The following is a 15,182-nucleotide window of genomic DNA, read 5'->3' on the forward strand; positions in this document are numbered from 1 at the left end:
CGCGCACGCCCGGATGGCGTGCGCTTGATGTTGATCAAAATACCCATTGGGGTATCAGGGTCGATGCGATACTGCGCTGCGGGAAAAGTGCCGTCAACACATTTTTCGTAAGTGTTTGCCCATCATGGCGTCTGGGTCAGCGTCGCCCCGCAGTCGCCGATGTTGTCGTAGCCATACCGCGTGACCACGATCTGCGGCCCCACCTGCCGCGCCGCGACGACGTAGTTCGTGGAGAAGCAGGCGCCGTAGTTGTTGGACGTGGCGCCGTCGATGCCCCAGTTGTAGTCGCGGTAGTCCGGGATCTGGTCGATGCCGGCGGCCTTGAGCTGCAACTCGAACGGGTGGCCGGCCACATCGCCGTTGTCGACCGTGAAGTTCCAGACATAGCTGGTGGACGTGCAGGTGACCGAGGCCTCCTGTCGGCCGCTGGGCAGGGTGGTCGTGTTCACGGTACAGGCGCCGCCCCAGGTGTCGGTGTAGGCGCCGGGGACCAGCCGGTTGGTCCGGACGTTGGGCTGCCGGATGGAGGAGACGGTCGCGCTGCCCATGGGCTTGCCGTTGGCGTTGACCGCCAGGTCGACCGTGATGTCCCAGTACAGGACCTTGCCGAACTCGTCGGTCGTCGGCACGCCGTAGCTGCGGACCTGCTTGGCCGAGGCCTGGGTCTGCCCGCGTTCGAGGAACATCGATTGCGGCGCTTCCGCGGCCAGGGCGCCGGCGGCGAGCAGCAGGGTGATCGAGGTGCAGGCGTAGGTGGATGGGTTGCTCATGGCAGAAGTCCTCCGGAAGGGGTGGGCGGGCGTGGCGAAGCCGATCCGCCACGCCGGCCATTGCAGCCTGTGCCGGGGCCGCAAGCCATCACGCCGACCTCACCGATTCATCACCTCCGACTGGGGATGGCCTGCGGCGATCCGGCGTGACACACTGCGGCGCGCCACGCAAGGCCAAGGAGGGGCGGCCCTTGAGCTCGAACGGCCCGGTCAGCCATGTCTTTCGCTTCGGCAGCGCCGAGTTCGACGAGGCGCGGGCCGAGTTGCGGGTGCAGGGCCTGGCGGTCGAGGTGCAGCAAAGGCCGCTGCAACTGCTGGCCTTGCTGCTCGCCCAGCCGGGCGAAGTGGTGAAGCGGGAAGACATCTATCGCCAGCTCTGGGGCGATCGCGTCACGGTCGAGAACGTGCTGGCCAATGCGGTGCTGAAGCTGCGCACCGCGCTGGGCCCGGAGAACGGCCAGCGCATCGCCACGGTGGCCCGGCAGGGATACCGCTTCGACGGCCCACTCGAGCGCGTGGCCACCGGCCGTCGCCTGGTCAGCCGGCTGGAGCTGTCTGCCGGCATGACGGTGCCCGGCCGCGACCACTTCGTGCTGGCCGAGCAACTCGGCGCCTCGCACCAGAACGAGACCTGGCGTGCGCGCCAGCCGCGCACCGGCGAAACCCGGATCTACAAGTTCGCGGTCGATGGCGAGCGGCTGGCGGCGCTGAAGCGTGAGGCGACCGTCTACCGGCTGCTGCGCGAGGGCCTGGGCGAGCGGCCCGACCTGGCGCGGGTGCTGGACTGGAACTTCGAGACGCCGCCGTACTTCCTGGAGTGCGAAGACGGGGGCCAGAGCCTGCTTGCCTGGGCCGACGGCGGCGGGCTGGCCTCGCTGGCGGACGGTGCCCGCCTGGCGCTCGGGCTGCAGATGCTCGACGCCGTGGCTGCCGCGCACGCGCTGGGCGTGCTGCACAAGGACCTGAAGCCCGGCAACGTGCTGATCGCGCCGTCCGCGGCTGGGAGCGGTGGTGGTGAGGGCTGCCAGATCCGCCTGACGGATTTCGGCAGTGCCGGCCTGCTGGAGCCGCAGCGGCTGCAGGCGTTGCACATCACCGCGATGGGCATGACGGTCTCGGCCGAAAGCCCCGGCAGCGAGCTGAGCGGGACGGCCTACTACATCGCGCCGGAGCTGCACACCGGCACCGCGTTCAGCACCCGCAGCGACCTGTACTCGCTGGGCGTGATCGTCTACCAGTTGGTGTGCGGCGACCTGCACCGCCTGATGGCGCCCGGCTGGGAGCGCGAGCTCGCCGATCCACTGCTGGCCGCCGACCTCGCCCAGGCGACCGATCTGGACCCGGCGCGTCGTTTCGCTTCGGTGGCCGAGTTTGCCGGGCACATCCGCCGCCTGCCCGAGCGGCGCTCCGAGCAGGCCGTGCAGCAAGCCGCCCAGGCCGAGGCGGAGCAGGTGCGCCAGGCGCTGGCGCGCGCACGCGTGCGACGGCCTTGGGTGCTCGCCACGCTGGTGTTGCTGACCATGGGCCTGGGCGCCTCGCTGTGGCTGGCCGACGGCCAACGGCACGCCCGCGCCGAGGCCGACCGGCAGCTGCAACTTGTCCGCGCACTGAACGGGGTGTTGAGCGACGACCTGATCGCCGCCGCCAACCCGGTGCTGGCCGGGCGCAGCAACGTGACGGTGGCCGAGGCGGTCGCGGCGGCGGCGTCGGGCGTCGAGCAACGCTTCGCCGCCGCGCCACCCTCGCTGCGCGGCAGCCTGCACCTGGCGATGCAGCGCGCCTTCTCGAACCTGGCGCGCTACCCCGAGGCGCTGGCCCAGGGCCGGCTGGCGCAGGCCGCCTTCGCCGATGCGGGTGAGGCGGCCAGCGACCCCGCCGCCGAGTCGCGCCTGACGATGGCGGTCGACCTGGTGCAGCTGGGGCGTCTGGACGATGCCCGTCGCACGCTGGCGGAGTTCGACCCGGCCGGGGCTGCCGACGGGCTGACCGTGGTCTCGCGCGCCCGGCTGCTGTGGGCGCGCTCGTGGACGGCCAGCGGTGTGATGAAGCTGAAGGAGTCGCTGCCCCTGCTGGCCGAGGCGCAGCACCTGCTGGCCGCGCAAACCCCGCCGCTGCCGCCCGATGCGGCCTTGCTGCGCGAGCGCGTCGAGTTCGACCTGGGCCAGACGCGCATGATGCTGGGCGACTACGCGCCGGCCGAGGCGATCCTGCGCGCCTTGCTCGCGCAGCAGGAGGCGCACTACGGCGCCGCGCACGCGCAACCCTTGTACACGCGGGTCGCGCTGGCCACCTGCCTGGGCCAGGCAGGTGACACCGGCCTCGCCGAGACGATGCTCGGCGAGGCCGCCGAGGGCCTGGCACGCGCCCTGGGGCCTGGCGACCGCAAGACCCTGGTGGCGCGTGACCAGCTGGCGGGCGTGCTGTATCGCCGCGGCGACTACCCGCGTGCCGCGGCGCAATGGACGGAGGTGCTGGCCGGCTACCGGCGCCTGCTGGGCGAGGCCAGCCCGCGCAGCATCAACGCCGAGTCCAACATCGGCCAGGCCTACCTGCTCAGCGGCGATGCGGCGCGCGCCGAGCCCTACCTGCGCAGTTCGCTGGCCCATGCGCGCGCCAGCCAGGCCGAGGAGGCGCCGGCGGTGCAGCAGATCCGCTTCGTGCTGGCCGATGCGCTGCTCGAACGCGGGCAACCCGGCGAGGTGCCGGCCCTGGTGCAGGGCCTGACGCCCGAGGCGCTGAACGTGGCCCAGCCGCAGCAGGATTGGCCGGCCCGGCTGGCCCTGCTGCGCGGCCGGCTGGCACTGGCCCAGGGCCAGCGCGATACAGCCCGCCTCGCACTGGCCGATGCCGCGGCCGGCATCGACCCGGCGAGCCACAGCGTGCGCTACAGCCGTGCGGTGGTCGAGCGCTGGCAGGCCCGGCTGGACCGGTGAAGGGCCGCCGAGCGCGGCTGGTACGCTTGCCGCCATGGCCACCCGCATCCTGTTCGGCTTTCACGCCGTCACCGTTCGCCTGAAGACGGCGCCTTCGTCCATCACCGAGATCCACGTCGACACGACGCGGCGCGACGCGCGCATGCGCGGTTTCGTCGAGCGGGCGAAGGAGGCCGGTGTGCGCGTTGTCGACAGCGACGATGCGCGCCTGAGCAAGCTCGCCGGCAGCCCGCGCCACCAGGGCGTGGTGGCGCGGGCCGAAGCGCTGCCGCCGACGCATTCCCTCGACGAGGTGCTCGAGGGCGTCGAGGCGGCCAAGGAAGACCCGCCGCTGGTGCTGGCGCTGGACGGCGTGACCGACCCGCACAACCTCGGCGCCTGCCTGCGCGTGGCCGACGGCGCGGGGGCACACGCCGTCATCGCGCCCAAGGACCATGCCGTGGGGCTGAATGCGACGGTTGCCAAGGTGGCGTCGGGCGCGGCCGAGACCGTGCCCTACCTGATGGTGACCAACCTCGCGCGCAGCCTGAACGAGATGAAGGAGCGCGGCATCCGCATCGTCGGCACCAGCGACGACGCGACGCAGACGCTGTATGACGTCGACCTGAGCGGCCCGGTCGCCCTGGTGCTCGGCGCCGAGGGGGCGGGCATGCGCCAGCTCACCCGCAAGACCTGCGACGAGCTGGTCAGCATCCCGATGGCCGGGGCGGTGGAAAGCCTCAATGTCTCGGTGGCCGCGGGGGTCTGCCTGTACGAGGCCAGGCGGCAACGCCGCCACAAGGACTGACGATGGACGGCGGGCTCGGCGCCCTGCGCGAGCGCGTGCAGGCCGCGCAGCGCATCGTCGTGCTCACCGGCGCCGGCATGTCGGCCGAGAGCGGCATCCCGACTTTTCGGGATACGCTGACAGGCCTGTGGTCCCGCTTCGACCCGATGCAGCTCGCCAGCGAGGCGGGCTTTCGCGCCCACCCGCAGCGCGTCTGGAACTGGTATGCCGAGCGCCGGCTCGGCGTGCGCGCCGCCCAGCCGAACCCCGGCCACCTGGCGCTCGGTGGCTTCGCGCAGCGCCACCCGGGGCGCCTGACGGTGGTGACGCAGAACGTCGATGACCTGCACCAGCGCGCCGGCAACCCTGACACGATCCGCCTGCACGGCGACATCCTCGAAGACCGCTGGCTGGACCCTTGCCCGCGGCGCTGCGGCTCCGCCTGTGACACGAAAGGGGCGGCGCCCGGCGAGCCGCCGCGCTGCCGGGACTGCAGCAACCTGGTGCGGCCCGGCGTGGTCTGGTTCGGCGAGGACCTGCCGCTCGGGGCGCTGTCGGCGGCGGAGGCGGCGGCCGACCGCGCCGAGCTGATGCTGGTCGTCGGCACCTCCGGCGCGGTGTGGCCGGCGGCGGGGCTCGCGGCCCGCGCGCGCCGGGCGGGTGCCTGGGTGGCCATCGTCAACCCCGACGAAACCGAGATCGACGGCGATGCGCACCAGCTCGTGCGCGGCACCGCGGCACGGGTATTGCCAGGGCTTCTTTCCGACGCGACCGCCTGACTACACTGTGGCCGGATCGACCACTGAACCGCCTATTCCACCATGCCCGTCATCGCCGTTTCCCACCCGCTGGTGCGCCACAAGATCGGCCTGCTGCGCGAGGCCGAGATCTCGACCAAGAAGTTTCGCGAGTTGACTGGCGAGCTGGCCCGGCTGCTGGCCTACGAGGCCACCGCCGACTTTCCGCTGGCCAAGACCACGATCAACTGCTGGAGCGGCCTGACCGAGATCGAGCAGATCGCTGGCCGCAAGGTCACGGTGGTGCCCATCCTGCGCGCGGGCCTGGGCATGCTCGACGGCGTGCTCGACATGATCCCGAACGCCAAGGTCAGCGTCGTCGGCCTGTCGCGCAACCACGAGACGCTGCAGCCCGAGAACTACTTCGAGAAGTTCGTCGGCAAGCTCGAGGAACGCACCGCGCTGATCATCGACCCGATGCTGGCCACGGCCGGCTCGATGATCGCGACGGTCGACCTGCTCAAGCGCCGCGGCTGCAAGGACATCCGCGCGCTGGTGCTGGTGGCGGCACCCGAGGGCGTCGCCGCGCTCGACAAGGCCCACCCCGACGTGCGCTGCTGGACGGCGGCGATTGACCACCACCTGAACGATCAGGGCTACATCATGCCGGGCCTGGGCGACGCGGGCGACAAGATCTTCGGCACCAAGGACGAGGGGACGGTCTGAGAGGTTGAGAGGCATGAACAACGGCACCTGGTACTCCCGATTCGCCAAGGCGTCGTCGCGCTTCTGCGGGCGGCCCCGCGTCTTCGTCTTCGCGCTGGCGATCATCCTGGTCTGGGGCATCACCGGGCCGATCTTCCATTTCAGCGACACCTGGCAGCTGGTGATCAACACCAGCACGACCATCGTGACCTTCCTGATGGTGTTCCTGATCCAGAACACCCAGAACCGGGACACCGAGGCCATCCAGATCAAGCTCGACGAGCTGATCCGCGCCACCCGGGGCGCGCACAACGCGCTGCTGGATCTGGAAGAGCTCGACGACGAACAGCTCGCCGAATTCCGCGACCGCTACGAGGCTCTCGCGAGTGCGGCGCGCGCCAAGCTCGACCAGGGCTATTCCGACACCGGCAGCCCGGAGCCCTAAACCCAGCCTGCCGCGCCGGCCACCGCCCCCGCGCCCAGCAGCCACAGCGGGCTGAGCCGGGTGCGCCACAAGAGCCCCACGGTGGCGGCGATCAGCACGAGCGCGACGGGTGCGTGTACCACCGGCGCCGCCAGTAGCCAGCCGGTGGCCAGCAGCAGCCCCAGCGTGATCGGCGCCATGCCGGCGATGAAGGCCTTGACCCCGCGGGTGTCGCGCCGCCGCGAACCCCAGCGGGTGACCACCAGGGTCAGCGTGGTGCTCGGCAGCAGCATGCCGGCCATCGCCGCGACGGCCCCGGCCAGGCCCAGCGCGTTGTAGCCGACCACCGCAACGAACAGCAGGTTCGGCCCCGGGGCGGCCTGCGCCAGGGCGACCGAGCCGGTGAACTCGGCGGCACCGAGCCAGCCTTGTTCGACCACGACGAAGCGCTGCAGGTCGGGCACGGTCGCGATCGCGCCGCCGATCGCCAGCAGGCTCAGCAGCAGGCAGTGCATGAACAGGGCGATCAGGTCGGCCACGGCGGTCACGCCTCGGCGTCGACATCGGCGCCCGCGGCGGGTGCCGGGCGGCCCAGCCGCCACCACGCCAGCAGGCAACTCGCGCCGCCCAGCCCCAGGATCACCGCCAGCAGCGGCCAGCGCCACCAGGCCATGGCCATCGCACAGACCAGCGCGATCGGCGCCCACAGCGACCGGCCCAAGGGGTTGCGCTGCAGCGTGGGCAGCAGCTTCAAGGCCATCGCCAGCACCAGGCCGGCGGCCACCGCCCCCATGCCGCGCACCGCGCCGGCGACGGCCGGCACGTCCGCGACCCCGCGGTAGAGCGTGGCCAGCAGCAGCACCAGCACCATCGGCAGCAGCAGCATGCCGGCCAGCGCCGACAGTGCGCCGCGCAGTCCGAAGAAGCGGTCGCCGACCATCAGCGACAGGTTGACCACGTTCGGCCCCGGCAGCACCTGGCCGACCGACAGGCTCTCGGCGAATTCGGCAGCCGTCAGCCAGCCGGTGCGCTCGACCAGCTCGCGCTGCGCGATCGGCAGCACGCCGCCGAAACCCTGCAGCGCCAGCCGGCTGAAAGTGACGAAGAGATCCCAGCAGCCGGTGGGCCGGCTGCGCTGGCCGGCCATCGGCGTGGCAAGGGCGTCATCGGACATGGGCCACGCCCCGGCGGGCCAGCGCCCGGCCGGCCCACAGGCTCGCGGCCACGGCCGCGACCAGCCAGGCGAGCGCAACCAGGTGCAGCCCGTCGTAGTCCGGCCGGCCGGCGGCCTGGTTCGCGGCCATCAGCGCGCCGCCGCCGGCCGCGCCGAGCGCCTGGCCGAGGTAGATGGCCGAGGTGTTCAGTGCCATCAGCGCCGGTGCCAGCTTGGGCGCGGCCGCGCCCAGCCGCGCCTGCTGGGCTGAGTTCGACGCGAAGCAGCCCAGCGCCCAGGGCAGGATCACCGCCATCATCACGGCCGGGCTGCGCGCCAGCGGCCACAGCGCGATCGACACCGCCACGCCGCCCAGCAGGGCGGTCGCCGCGCGGCCGGCGCCGAGGCGGTCGACGTTGCGAGACAGCAGCACGTTGCCGATCAGGCCGAAGCCGCCGAACCAGGCGAACAGGAAGCTGATCATCGACGCGTCGGCATGCAGTTGCTGGCGGTAATAGGGCGCGAAGTAGGCAAAGAGCGTGAACTGGCCGGCGCCCGACATGGCCGTGACCGCCACAATCGCCATCAGCGCCGGGTGGGTGAAGACCTCGCTCCAGGCCGCGCGGCCCATGGGCGGGGGGCGGATGCCGTCGGGCAGCGCGCGCCAGACCCAGGCCGCGCCGGCCACGGCCAGCAGCGCGACCAGCCCGAAGGCATAGCGCCAGCCGAAGGCCTCGCCGATGTAGGCGTGCAGCGGCATGCCGAACACCGAGGCCACGCTCCAGCCGAGGAAGACGAAGGTGATCGCGCGGCCGCGCTGCTCGGGCGGCGCCAGCCAGCCGATGGCGGCCGCCGCCTGGGGCGTGAAGACCGCCGCGGCGAGCATGCTCAGTGCGCGCAGCGGCAGCAGGCTCGTGAAATCGGGCATCGCGGCACACAGCGCGTGGCCGAGCGCGTACCAGGCGAGCGACCACGTGAGCAGCCGCCGGCGGTCCATGCCGCCGACCCAGGCCGCCAGCAGCGGTGCACCCAGGGCCATCACCGCCGCGGCCACGGTGATCAACTGGCCGCCGACCGCCACGCTGATCTCCAGCGAGCGCGTCAGGTCGTTCAACGAGCCGGCCACGACCATCACACCGCAGCCGATGACGAAGTTGCCGTAGAGCAGCGCCCCTCGGCCGCCGAGGGGATGCGCGCCGGCTTGGGGCGGCCCGGCGCTCGGCGCGCGTGCCGCCGCCCCCACGTCCTTCACCGCAAGACCCTCAGCGCATCCGGATTCACGATGTTGGTAGGCTTGCCGTTGACGAAGGCGACCACGTTGTCGAACGCGGCGCCGAAGTACAGCTCGTAGCTGTCCTGTTCGACGTAGCCGATGTGCGGCGTGCAGACGGCGTTCTCCAGCCGCAGCAGCGGGTGGCCTTGCAGGATGGGTTCGGTTTCGAACACGTCGACCGCCGCCATGCCGGGCCGGCCGCGGTTCAGCGCGGCGACCAGCGCGGCATCCTCGACCAGCTCGGCGCGCGAGGTGTTGACGAACAGCGCCGTGGGCTTCATGCGGCTCAGGTCGTTCAGCGTGACGACCTGGCGCGTGCGGTCGGACAGGCGCAGGTGGACGGTGAGCACGTCGCTCTGCACGAAGGCCTGCTCGCGCGACTCGAACACGGCATACCCATCGGCCGCGGCGCGCTCGCGCGACTCGTCGCTGGCCCAGATGCGCACGTCCATGCCGAAGGCGCGGCCGTAGCCGGCCACCAGCGCGCCGATCTTGCCGTAGCCCCAGATCCCCAGCACCTTGCCGCGCAGTTGCATGCCGATGCTGAAATTGGGCGGCATCGACGCCGATTTCAGGCCCGATTGCTGCCAGGCGCCGTGCTTCAGGTTGCCGATGTACTGCGGCAGCCGGCGCATCGCGGCCATGATCAGCGCCCACGTCAGCTCGGCCGGCGCATACGGCGAGCCGACGCCTTCAGCCACCGCGATGCCCAGGCGCGTGCAGGCGTCGATGTCGATGTGGGGCCCGACCCGGCCGGTCTGGGCGATCAGGCGAAGCTTGGGCAGCTTCTCGAGCAGCTGGCGGTTGAACTGGGTGCGCTCGCGGATCGCGACCAGCACCTCGGCATCGCGCAAACGGATGGAGAGTTGACCCAGGCCCTTGACGGTGTTGGTGAACACCTTGGCGTTCAGGTCGTGCAGCTTGGCCGCGCAGCGCAGCTTGCGGACCGCGTCCTGGTAGTCGTCGAGGATGATGATGTTCACGCCCCGATTTTGCACCGGGGGTGCGGCCGTTCAGGCCTGCGCCGGTCAGCGAATGTAGCTGCCGTGGCGGCCGTCGCCGGCCATCGCTTCCCACGGTGCGGGCATCGTCGGCGGCAGGCTGGCGCCGGGGTCGAAGCCGAAGGCCTCGGGGAAGATGCTGTCGAGGCTGCGGTAGAGCTCGGCGCGCATGCCGCGGTGGCGCTGGTCGTCCATGCTCAGCGCGCGCAGCACCGGGCCGCGCAGCAGCCACAGGTCCATCGGGTCGTTGGCCAGGCGCACCTGGTGGCGCAGCCATTCGCCCTTGCGGTCTTCCAGCGGTGCCGTGGCGCGCAGGAACAGCGACTTCATGTCGACGAAGGCGCGGCGCGCGGCGAGCCGGGCGGCGCGGTCCTGCGGCATGCCACCGTGGCCGAAACCCGTGTCGATGACGGTGTCGAAGGCCGTGTCGTCGAAATCGTGTGCCATGGGGGCCTCAGACGTCCAGGTGCTGGCCCGGCCGCGATGTGGCGGTGGTGGTCGGCGTGGTGCTGGTCGGGAAGTGGCGGTTCACCAGGCGAAGGCGCCGGTCGGCCTCGGCCTGGCTGCGGTGCTGAGCCACGACGCTGTACAGCTCGGCGCGCAGATGCCACAGCTCGCGCAGCGAGCGGGCCGTCTGGCCGCGGCGGCGCAGGTCGCAGGCGTCGTCGCAGGGCAGGTCGGCGAGCGAGTTGGCGAAGTCGCGGCGCGCCTCGTCGAGTGTGTGCAGGCGGCGTTCGGCCGGGGCGTCGCCGGAGCGCAGCCAGTTCAGCAGCGCCTTCCACACCGGCTCGGCCTGCCCCCAGATGGCGGGCGGGCGCACGGCGGTACGGCTCGGCAGGCTGCTCGACGGAGGCACCTGCTTGAGGAAACGGCGGAACAGGCGGGGGGGACCCATTCCTTGCTCTTCGGACGTGACGACCTGCAACATGAGGTCATTGTTCGGCTGGCAGGGCTGGCCGAAGGGCCGAAAAGGCGGGTCCGGGCCGGCTTGTTTCCAGGCGTGACGGCCGGATGACGCCGACCGCGGCTCAGCGCGCCTTGTCGATCGCCTCGCACAGCGCCCGCGCGCCTTGCACGAAGCGCGGGCCCATGCGGCCGATCAGGTCGCCGTCGATGAGCGCGAAACGCTGGTGGCGCACGGCGTCCACCGACGGGAAGCGCGGCCACTGGCCGAGCTCGGGGTGGTCGCTGGCGGCGCCGGCCATCGCGATGAGCTCGGGGTTGCGCTGCACCGCGGCTTCCCAGCTGACCGTGGGGGTGAAGGGCGGCAGCTCGCCGAAGACATTGACGCCGCCGCAGGCGCTGATCGCCTGGCTGATCAGGTGCTCGCGGTTGATCGTCATGAGCGGCTGGTGCCACAGCTGGTAGAACACGCGCACCGGCCTGCGCCTGGCGTACTCGGCCTGCAGCTGCGCCCATTGCTGCTCGACCCGGCGCGCCTCGGCTTCGCCGGCCTCGGCCCGGCCCAGCAGCACGCCCAGCGTGCGCAGGCTGCGCGCCAGCTCGGCCACCGAGCGGATCTCGCTTTCGAACACCGGCACCCCCAGCGCCTGCAGCGGCGCGCGGGCGCGCTCGGGAAAGCCGGTGCGCCAGACGAGGATCAGGTCGGGCTTGAGGGTGGCGATCTGCTCGTGGTGGATCGCGACCGCATCACCGACGACCGGCAGACGCTGCGCCTCGGCGGGGAAGTTGCTGAAGCGGCTGACGCCGACGACCTGCGCGCCGGCGCCGAGCGCGAAGACCTGCTCGGTCAGGTGCGGCCCGAGGGTGATCACGCGCCGCGCCGGCTGCGCCAGGCGGATCGTGCGGCCGCTGTCGTCGACGCCGCTGACCGGCTGGGCCAGGGCCGCAGTGGCCGCCAGCGCCAGCGCAGCCGCGAGCAGGCGTAGCCAGCGCTGCATCAGCGGGCGTCCGTTTTCGAATCGTATTCGCACCAAGGCCGGATGCGGCAGATGCCGCAGCGAGGCAGCCGCGCCTGGCAGACATAGCGCCCGTGCAGGATCAGCCAGTGGTGCGCATCGACGCGGTAGGCCTCGGGCACCCGCTCGAGCAGCGCCTGCTCGACGGCCAGCGGCGTCTTGCCGGGGCCCAGGCCGGTGCGGTTGGCGACGCGGAAGATGTGGGTGTCGACCGCCATCGTCGCCTCGCCGAAGGCCACGTTGAGCACCACGTTGGCGGTCTTGCGACCGACGCCGGGCAACGCTTCGAGCGCCGCGCGCTCGCGCGGCACCTGGCCGCCGTGCTGCTCGACGAGGATGCGGCAGGCTTCGACCAGGTGGCGCGCCTTGGTCCGGTACAGGCCAATGGTCTTGATGTAGCGCTCGACCCCGTCGACGCCGAGCGCCAGCATGGCCTGGGGCGTGGGCGCGGCGGCGAACAGCGCGCGGCTGGCCTTGTTCACGCTCACGTCGGTGGCCTGGGCCGAAAGCAGCACCGCGGCCAGCAGCTCGAACACATTGGTGTACTCGAGCTCGGTCTCGGGTTGCGGGTTGGCCGCCTTCAGCGTGGCGAAGATGTGTTCGATCTGCTCGGGCGTCATGTTTTCGGCGTGTCCAGGTCGTCCTTGTCCTTCTGCTCGGCCGCGGCGCGCTGCGCCCGGGCGCGGGCCATCGCGGCCTCGATGACCGCCCGCTTGCGCTCGATCACCGCCGGGTCGGTGTGCAGGGTCTGGTTGGCCAGGTCGGCCAGCTTGTGGGCCGCCTTGGCGGCCAGGCGCTCGTCGTTCTCGCGCTTCTCGCGCGCCAGGCGCCGCTGGCGAAAGGCGTAGCGCTCGCGCGCCTGGGCGGCCTGAGCCGAGCTCCATGCGCTCCAGCCGCTGCTCTCGCCGGTCACCGGCGCCATCGCGATGCAGTCGACCGGGCAGGCCGGCAGGCACAGCTCGCAACCGGTGCACTCGGCCTCGATCACGGTGTGCATCTTCTTCGCCGCGCCGACGATGCAGTCGACCGGGCAGGCCTTGATGCACAGCGTGCAGCCGATGCACCAGGACTCGTCGATGATGGCCACGCCGCGCGGCCCTTCGTGGCCGTTTTCCGGGTTCAGCGCCATGACGGGTGAGCTGGCGATCGCCGCCAGTCGGGCAATGCCCTCGGCGCCGCCGGGCGGGCATTGGTTGATGCCGGCCTCGCCGGTGGCGATGGCGGCGGCGTAGCCGTGGCAGTCGGGGTAGCCGCAGCGCGTGCACTGCGTCTGCGGCAGCGCATCGTTCAAGCGCTCGGCCAGCGCGGCCTGGGCGGGAGGAAGGTCGGTGGGCGCGGGGCGGATCACCCGCCGATTATCCCCAGCGGCCCACTCAGGGCCGGCTGTTCATCAGGCGGGCGACCGTGCCGTCGGCCTTCAGCCGGTCGAACGCGGCGCGCGTGCGGGCGACGGTCTCGTTGGGCGTGCTGTGGCTGTAGGCCATGTAGATGCCGGTGGTCATCTCGCTGAGCGTCAGCACCTTCTCGAGCGCGGCGGGGTCGACGTTGGCCTCCTTGCAGAAGCGGATCACGTCGTTCTCGGGCAGCGGCAGCAGATGCACCTTGCGCTCGAGCAGCATGCGCAGGCTGTCGGCATTGCGTGCCGACACCACCAGCTTGTCGAAGCCGCGCGATTGGAGGTATTGCTGGCGCACGTCGTCGCGCATCACGCCGACGGCGTACTGGCGGGCGTCGTCGAGATTGCGCACCGTGACGTCGTGCCGGCTGCGCAGCTTGTACAGGTGGTACTCGATGCGCATGAACTCGCCCGCCCACTTGAACTGCGCCTCGCGCGCCGGCGTGCGGGCGATCAGGAAGATCAGTGTGTTGGGCTCCTGCAGCGCCATGTCGTAGGCCCGCGCCCAGGGGTAGAGCGCAATGCGGTAATCGGACAGGCCCGCCCGCTTCAGCGTCGCCTCGACGATCTCGGTGGCCGGGCCGGCCACCTTGCCGCCTTGCAGGTAGGTGTAGGACGAATCCTCGGTGACGATCTGGATCGGCTCGGCCCGGATGGCCGGGGCCGCCAGGGCAGACATCGTCAGCACGAGCAAGGCGAAGGGGCGTCGGAACATGCGGTCTCCCGGTTCAGGCGTTCAGTCGGCAATGCAATTGCGGCCCTGGCTCTTCGCGCGATACAGCGCCTGGTCGGCTTGCCGCAGGAGCTGGTCGAAGCGGTCCATGGTGGCCGGGTCGAAGGGGGCCAGGCCGATGCTCAGCGTCACATGGGGCGCCGAGGTGGAGGCCTCATGCGGGATCGCCTGGGCCTGCATGCGGCGTTGCAGCCGCTCGGCCGCCACGCGGGCCTGCGCGAGGTCGACGCCCGGCAGCAGCACCGCGAACTCCTCGCCGCCAACCCGGGCGACCAGCTCGCCGGCACGGGCAAAGTTGTCTCGCAGCAGCTGCGCCACCGCCACCAGGCAAGCGTCGCCCTGGGCGTGGCCGTATTGGTCGTTGTAGCGCTTGAAGTGGTCGACATCGCACATCAACACCGTCAAGGGCTGGCTCGTGCGCTGCGCACGGCGAAACTCGATTTCCTTCAGCTCGTCGAAGTGGCGCCGATTGGCCAGGCCGGTCAGCGGGTCGATGCGCGACACCTCCTCCAGCCGCTTGTTTGCGGCGCGCAGCTCGGCGGTCTGCTCGTCGACCAGCTCGGCCAGGCGGTCGCGGTGCGAGGCGAGGTCGCGCTCGTGCTGCTGGTGCCTTTCGAGGTAGCTCGACAGCTTGGATTGCAGGTCGTTGACGCCGGTCTCGAGCAGGCTCAGTTCGTCGCCGGTGCCGCCACGCCGCGTGAGGTGCAGACGCCGGCCCAGCGTGGATGGCGTGAGCCCGCTCAGGTGCCGGGCAATGTAGCGCACGTGCACCGTGACCGAGCGGTTGAACATCCACATCACCAGGCCGGCCAGCAGCAGGGTCTGGATGGCCTGGGTCAGCACGATGCCGGCGGCTTCTTCACGCAGCCGGGCCCACAGAAGCTGCTCATTGCCGACGAGGGTCAGTTCGCCGACGACCTCCGACGCGCCGGCGTAGGGCTCATAGGTCAGCTGGCGGTGGATGGACGGCGCGCGGTTCGACCCGGTCACGTCCAGGTGCTTGGCCACCAGCACCTCGGGCGCACGGCCCTCGCGCAGCACGCGCAGCGTGACCGCGCCGACCGAGGCCACCTGCGAGGCGCTGTCGAGCTGGGTGCGCAGCGCGTCGCGGTCCATTTCCCAGATCGCCTTGGACAGCGTGCGCTGGAACACCTGGTCGATCAGCGCGAGTTCGCCGCTCATCGCCTCGACGTTGGACTGCCAGGCCGACCAGGTCCGCACCGCCACCGCGCAGAGCGTGAACAGCAGGCCGAAGACCAGCGTGGCCAGCACCATGCGCCGGCCCAGCGAGCTGGCGCGCGGCGGCACCACGGCGGCGGCCTCGGGCCAGATCGATTCGAGCTCGGGGGTGGCGCTCACGGCAGGCGTTTCG

General features: G+C 71.5%; 17 protein-coding genes. 5 read left to right on the forward strand and 12 right to left on the reverse strand.

Annotation, left to right across the window (positions count from 1 at the left end; translation table 11 throughout):
- Nucleotides 1-122: 122 nt before the first annotated feature.
- Nucleotides 123-770, reverse strand: coding sequence for a hypothetical protein (locus tag VJ693_RS12660; RefSeq protein ID WP_324154603.1), 648 nt, complete (start codon nt 768-770; stop codon nt 123-125).
- Nucleotides 771-961: 191 nt separating this feature from the next.
- On the opposite strand from VJ693_RS12660, the gene VJ693_RS12665 reads away from it, so the two are divergent.
- The 5 genes from VJ693_RS12665 to VJ693_RS12685 are packed head-to-tail and all read left to right on the forward strand — an operon-like array spanning nt 962 to nt 6,356.
- A complete protein-coding gene (locus VJ693_RS12665) occupies nt 962-3,703 on the forward strand; it encodes a protein kinase domain-containing protein (RefSeq protein ID WP_324154605.1) in 2,742 nt (913 codons plus the stop codon).
- Between the two features lie 34 nt (nt 3,704-3,737).
- On the forward strand, nt 3,738-4,490 hold the full coding sequence (gene rlmB, locus VJ693_RS12670; protein ID WP_324154606.1) for a 23S rRNA (guanosine(2251)-2'-O)-methyltransferase RlmB: 753 nt from the start codon (nt 3,738-3,740) through the stop codon (nt 4,488-4,490).
- Nucleotides 4,491-4,492: 2 nt separating this feature from the next.
- Nucleotides 4,493-5,248: an NAD-dependent protein deacylase gene (locus tag VJ693_RS12675; RefSeq protein WP_324154607.1), complete on the forward strand. Its 756-nt coding sequence runs from the start codon at nt 4,493-4,495 to the stop codon at nt 5,246-5,248.
- A gap of 42 nt (nt 5,249-5,290) precedes the next feature.
- Nucleotides 5,291-5,932, forward strand: a complete 642-nt coding sequence (gene upp / locus VJ693_RS12680; RefSeq protein WP_324154608.1) for a uracil phosphoribosyltransferase — start codon at nt 5,291-5,293, stop codon at nt 5,930-5,932.
- Nucleotides 5,933-5,945: 13 nt separating this feature from the next.
- Nucleotides 5,946-6,356 carry a low affinity iron permease family protein gene (locus VJ693_RS12685; protein ID WP_324154609.1) on the forward strand — a complete coding sequence of 137 codons (411 nt, stop codon included), beginning with the start codon at nt 5,946-5,948 and terminating at the stop codon, nt 6,354-6,356.
- Here the strand turns inward: VJ693_RS12685 and VJ693_RS12690 are convergent.
- From VJ693_RS12690 to VJ693_RS12740, 11 genes are all read right to left on the reverse strand, one after another.
- A complete protein-coding gene (locus tag VJ693_RS12690; RefSeq protein ID WP_324154661.1) occupies nt 6,353-6,850 on the reverse strand; it encodes a chromate transporter in 498 nt (165 codons plus the stop codon). The two genes, VJ693_RS12685 and VJ693_RS12690, sit on opposite strands and share 4 nt — an antisense overlap.
- Nucleotides 6,851-6,879: 29 nt before the next feature.
- The gene (locus VJ693_RS12695; RefSeq protein WP_324154611.1) at nt 6,880-7,509 is read right to left on the reverse strand and encodes a chromate transporter; all 630 of its coding nucleotides are present in this window, start codon (nt 7,507-7,509) and stop codon (nt 6,880-6,882) included.
- Entirely contained in the window at nt 7,499-8,740 is a 1,242-nt protein-coding gene (locus VJ693_RS12700) for an MFS transporter (RefSeq protein WP_324154612.1), read from the reverse strand. Before VJ693_RS12700 ends, VJ693_RS12695 begins: the two co-directional genes overlap by 11 nt.
- Nucleotides 8,737-9,744 (reverse strand): D-2-hydroxyacid dehydrogenase family protein, encoded by a 1,008-nt coding sequence (locus VJ693_RS12705; RefSeq protein WP_324154613.1) that lies wholly within the window; start codon nt 9,742-9,744, stop codon nt 8,737-8,739. The genes VJ693_RS12700 and VJ693_RS12705 overlap by 4 nt, the downstream gene beginning before the upstream one ends.
- Before the next feature lie 45 nt (nt 9,745-9,789).
- On the reverse strand, nt 9,790-10,209 hold the full coding sequence (locus VJ693_RS12710) for a hypothetical protein (RefSeq protein WP_324154615.1): 420 nt from the start codon (nt 10,207-10,209) through the stop codon (nt 9,790-9,792).
- A gap of 7 nt (nt 10,210-10,216) precedes the next feature.
- Nucleotides 10,217-10,657 carry a hypothetical protein gene (locus VJ693_RS12715; RefSeq protein ID WP_324154616.1) on the reverse strand — a complete coding sequence of 147 codons (441 nt, stop codon included), beginning with the start codon at nt 10,655-10,657 and terminating at the stop codon, nt 10,217-10,219.
- 133 nt (nt 10,658-10,790) lie between these two features.
- The gene (locus VJ693_RS12720; protein WP_324154617.1) at nt 10,791-11,663 is read right to left on the reverse strand and encodes a cobalamin-binding protein; all 873 of its coding nucleotides are present in this window, start codon (nt 11,661-11,663) and stop codon (nt 10,791-10,793) included.
- Nucleotides 11,663-12,301: an endonuclease III gene (gene nth / locus VJ693_RS12725; RefSeq protein WP_324154619.1), complete on the reverse strand. Its 639-nt coding sequence runs from the start codon at nt 12,299-12,301 to the stop codon at nt 11,663-11,665. The genes VJ693_RS12720 and nth overlap by 1 nt, the downstream gene beginning before the upstream one ends.
- Nucleotides 12,298-13,029 carry an electron transport complex subunit RsxB gene (gene rsxB, locus VJ693_RS12730; protein WP_324154620.1) on the reverse strand — a complete coding sequence of 244 codons (732 nt, stop codon included), beginning with the start codon at nt 13,027-13,029 and terminating at the stop codon, nt 12,298-12,300. The genes nth and rsxB overlap by 4 nt, the downstream gene beginning before the upstream one ends.
- A gap of 25 nt (nt 13,030-13,054) precedes the next feature.
- A complete protein-coding gene (locus tag VJ693_RS12735; RefSeq protein ID WP_324154622.1) occupies nt 13,055-13,792 on the reverse strand; it encodes a transporter substrate-binding domain-containing protein in 738 nt (245 codons plus the stop codon).
- A 21-nt stretch (nt 13,793-13,813) separates the two neighbouring features.
- Complete coding sequence (locus VJ693_RS12740) at nt 13,814-15,169, reverse strand: GGDEF domain-containing protein (protein ID WP_324154624.1); 1,356 nt, start codon at nt 15,167-15,169, stop codon at nt 13,814-13,816.
- Nucleotides 15,170-15,182: the final 13 nt, after the last annotated feature.

The organism is Ideonella sp., from assembly GCF_035254525.1.
In the GTDB taxonomy this organism is placed as follows: domain Bacteria; phylum Pseudomonadota; class Gammaproteobacteria; order Burkholderiales; family Burkholderiaceae_C; genus Ideonella.

Excerpts from the sequence above, each read along its gene's own strand:
- VJ693_RS12710 (WP_324154615.1), bottom strand. The coding sequence starts at position 10,209 with ATGGCACACGATTTCGACGACACGGCCTTCGACACCGTCATCGACACG.
- VJ693_RS12695 (WP_324154611.1), bottom strand. The coding sequence starts at position 7,509 with ATGTCCGATGACGCCCTTGCCACGCCGATGGCCGGCCAGCGCAGCCGG.
- VJ693_RS12685 (WP_324154609.1), top strand. The coding sequence starts at position 5,946 with ATGAACAACGGCACCTGGTACTCCCGATTCGCCAAGGCGTCGTCGCGC.
- upp (WP_324154608.1), top strand. The coding sequence starts at position 5,291 with ATGCCCGTCATCGCCGTTTCCCACCCGCTGGTGCGCCACAAGATCGGC.
- rlmB (WP_324154606.1), top strand. The coding sequence starts at position 3,738 with ATGGCCACCCGCATCCTGTTCGGCTTTCACGCCGTCACCGTTCGCCTG.
- VJ693_RS12690 (WP_324154661.1), bottom strand. The coding sequence starts at position 6,850 with ATGCACTGCCTGCTGCTGAGCCTGCTGGCGATCGGCGGCGCGATCGCG.
- VJ693_RS12675 (WP_324154607.1), top strand. The coding sequence starts at position 4,493 with ATGGACGGCGGGCTCGGCGCCCTGCGCGAGCGCGTGCAGGCCGCGCAG.
- nth (WP_324154619.1), bottom strand. The coding sequence starts at position 12,301 with ATGACGCCCGAGCAGATCGAACACATCTTCGCCACGCTGAAGGCGGCC.
- VJ693_RS12715 (WP_324154616.1), bottom strand. The coding sequence starts at position 10,657 with ATGGGTCCCCCCCGCCTGTTCCGCCGTTTCCTCAAGCAGGTGCCTCCG.
- VJ693_RS12720 (WP_324154617.1), bottom strand. The coding sequence starts at position 11,663 with ATGCAGCGCTGGCTACGCCTGCTCGCGGCTGCGCTGGCGCTGGCGGCC.
- VJ693_RS12660 (WP_324154603.1), bottom strand. The coding sequence starts at position 770 with ATGAGCAACCCATCCACCTACGCCTGCACCTCGATCACCCTGCTGCTC.
- VJ693_RS12735 (WP_324154622.1), bottom strand. The coding sequence starts at position 13,792 with ATGTTCCGACGCCCCTTCGCCTTGCTCGTGCTGACGATGTCTGCCCTG.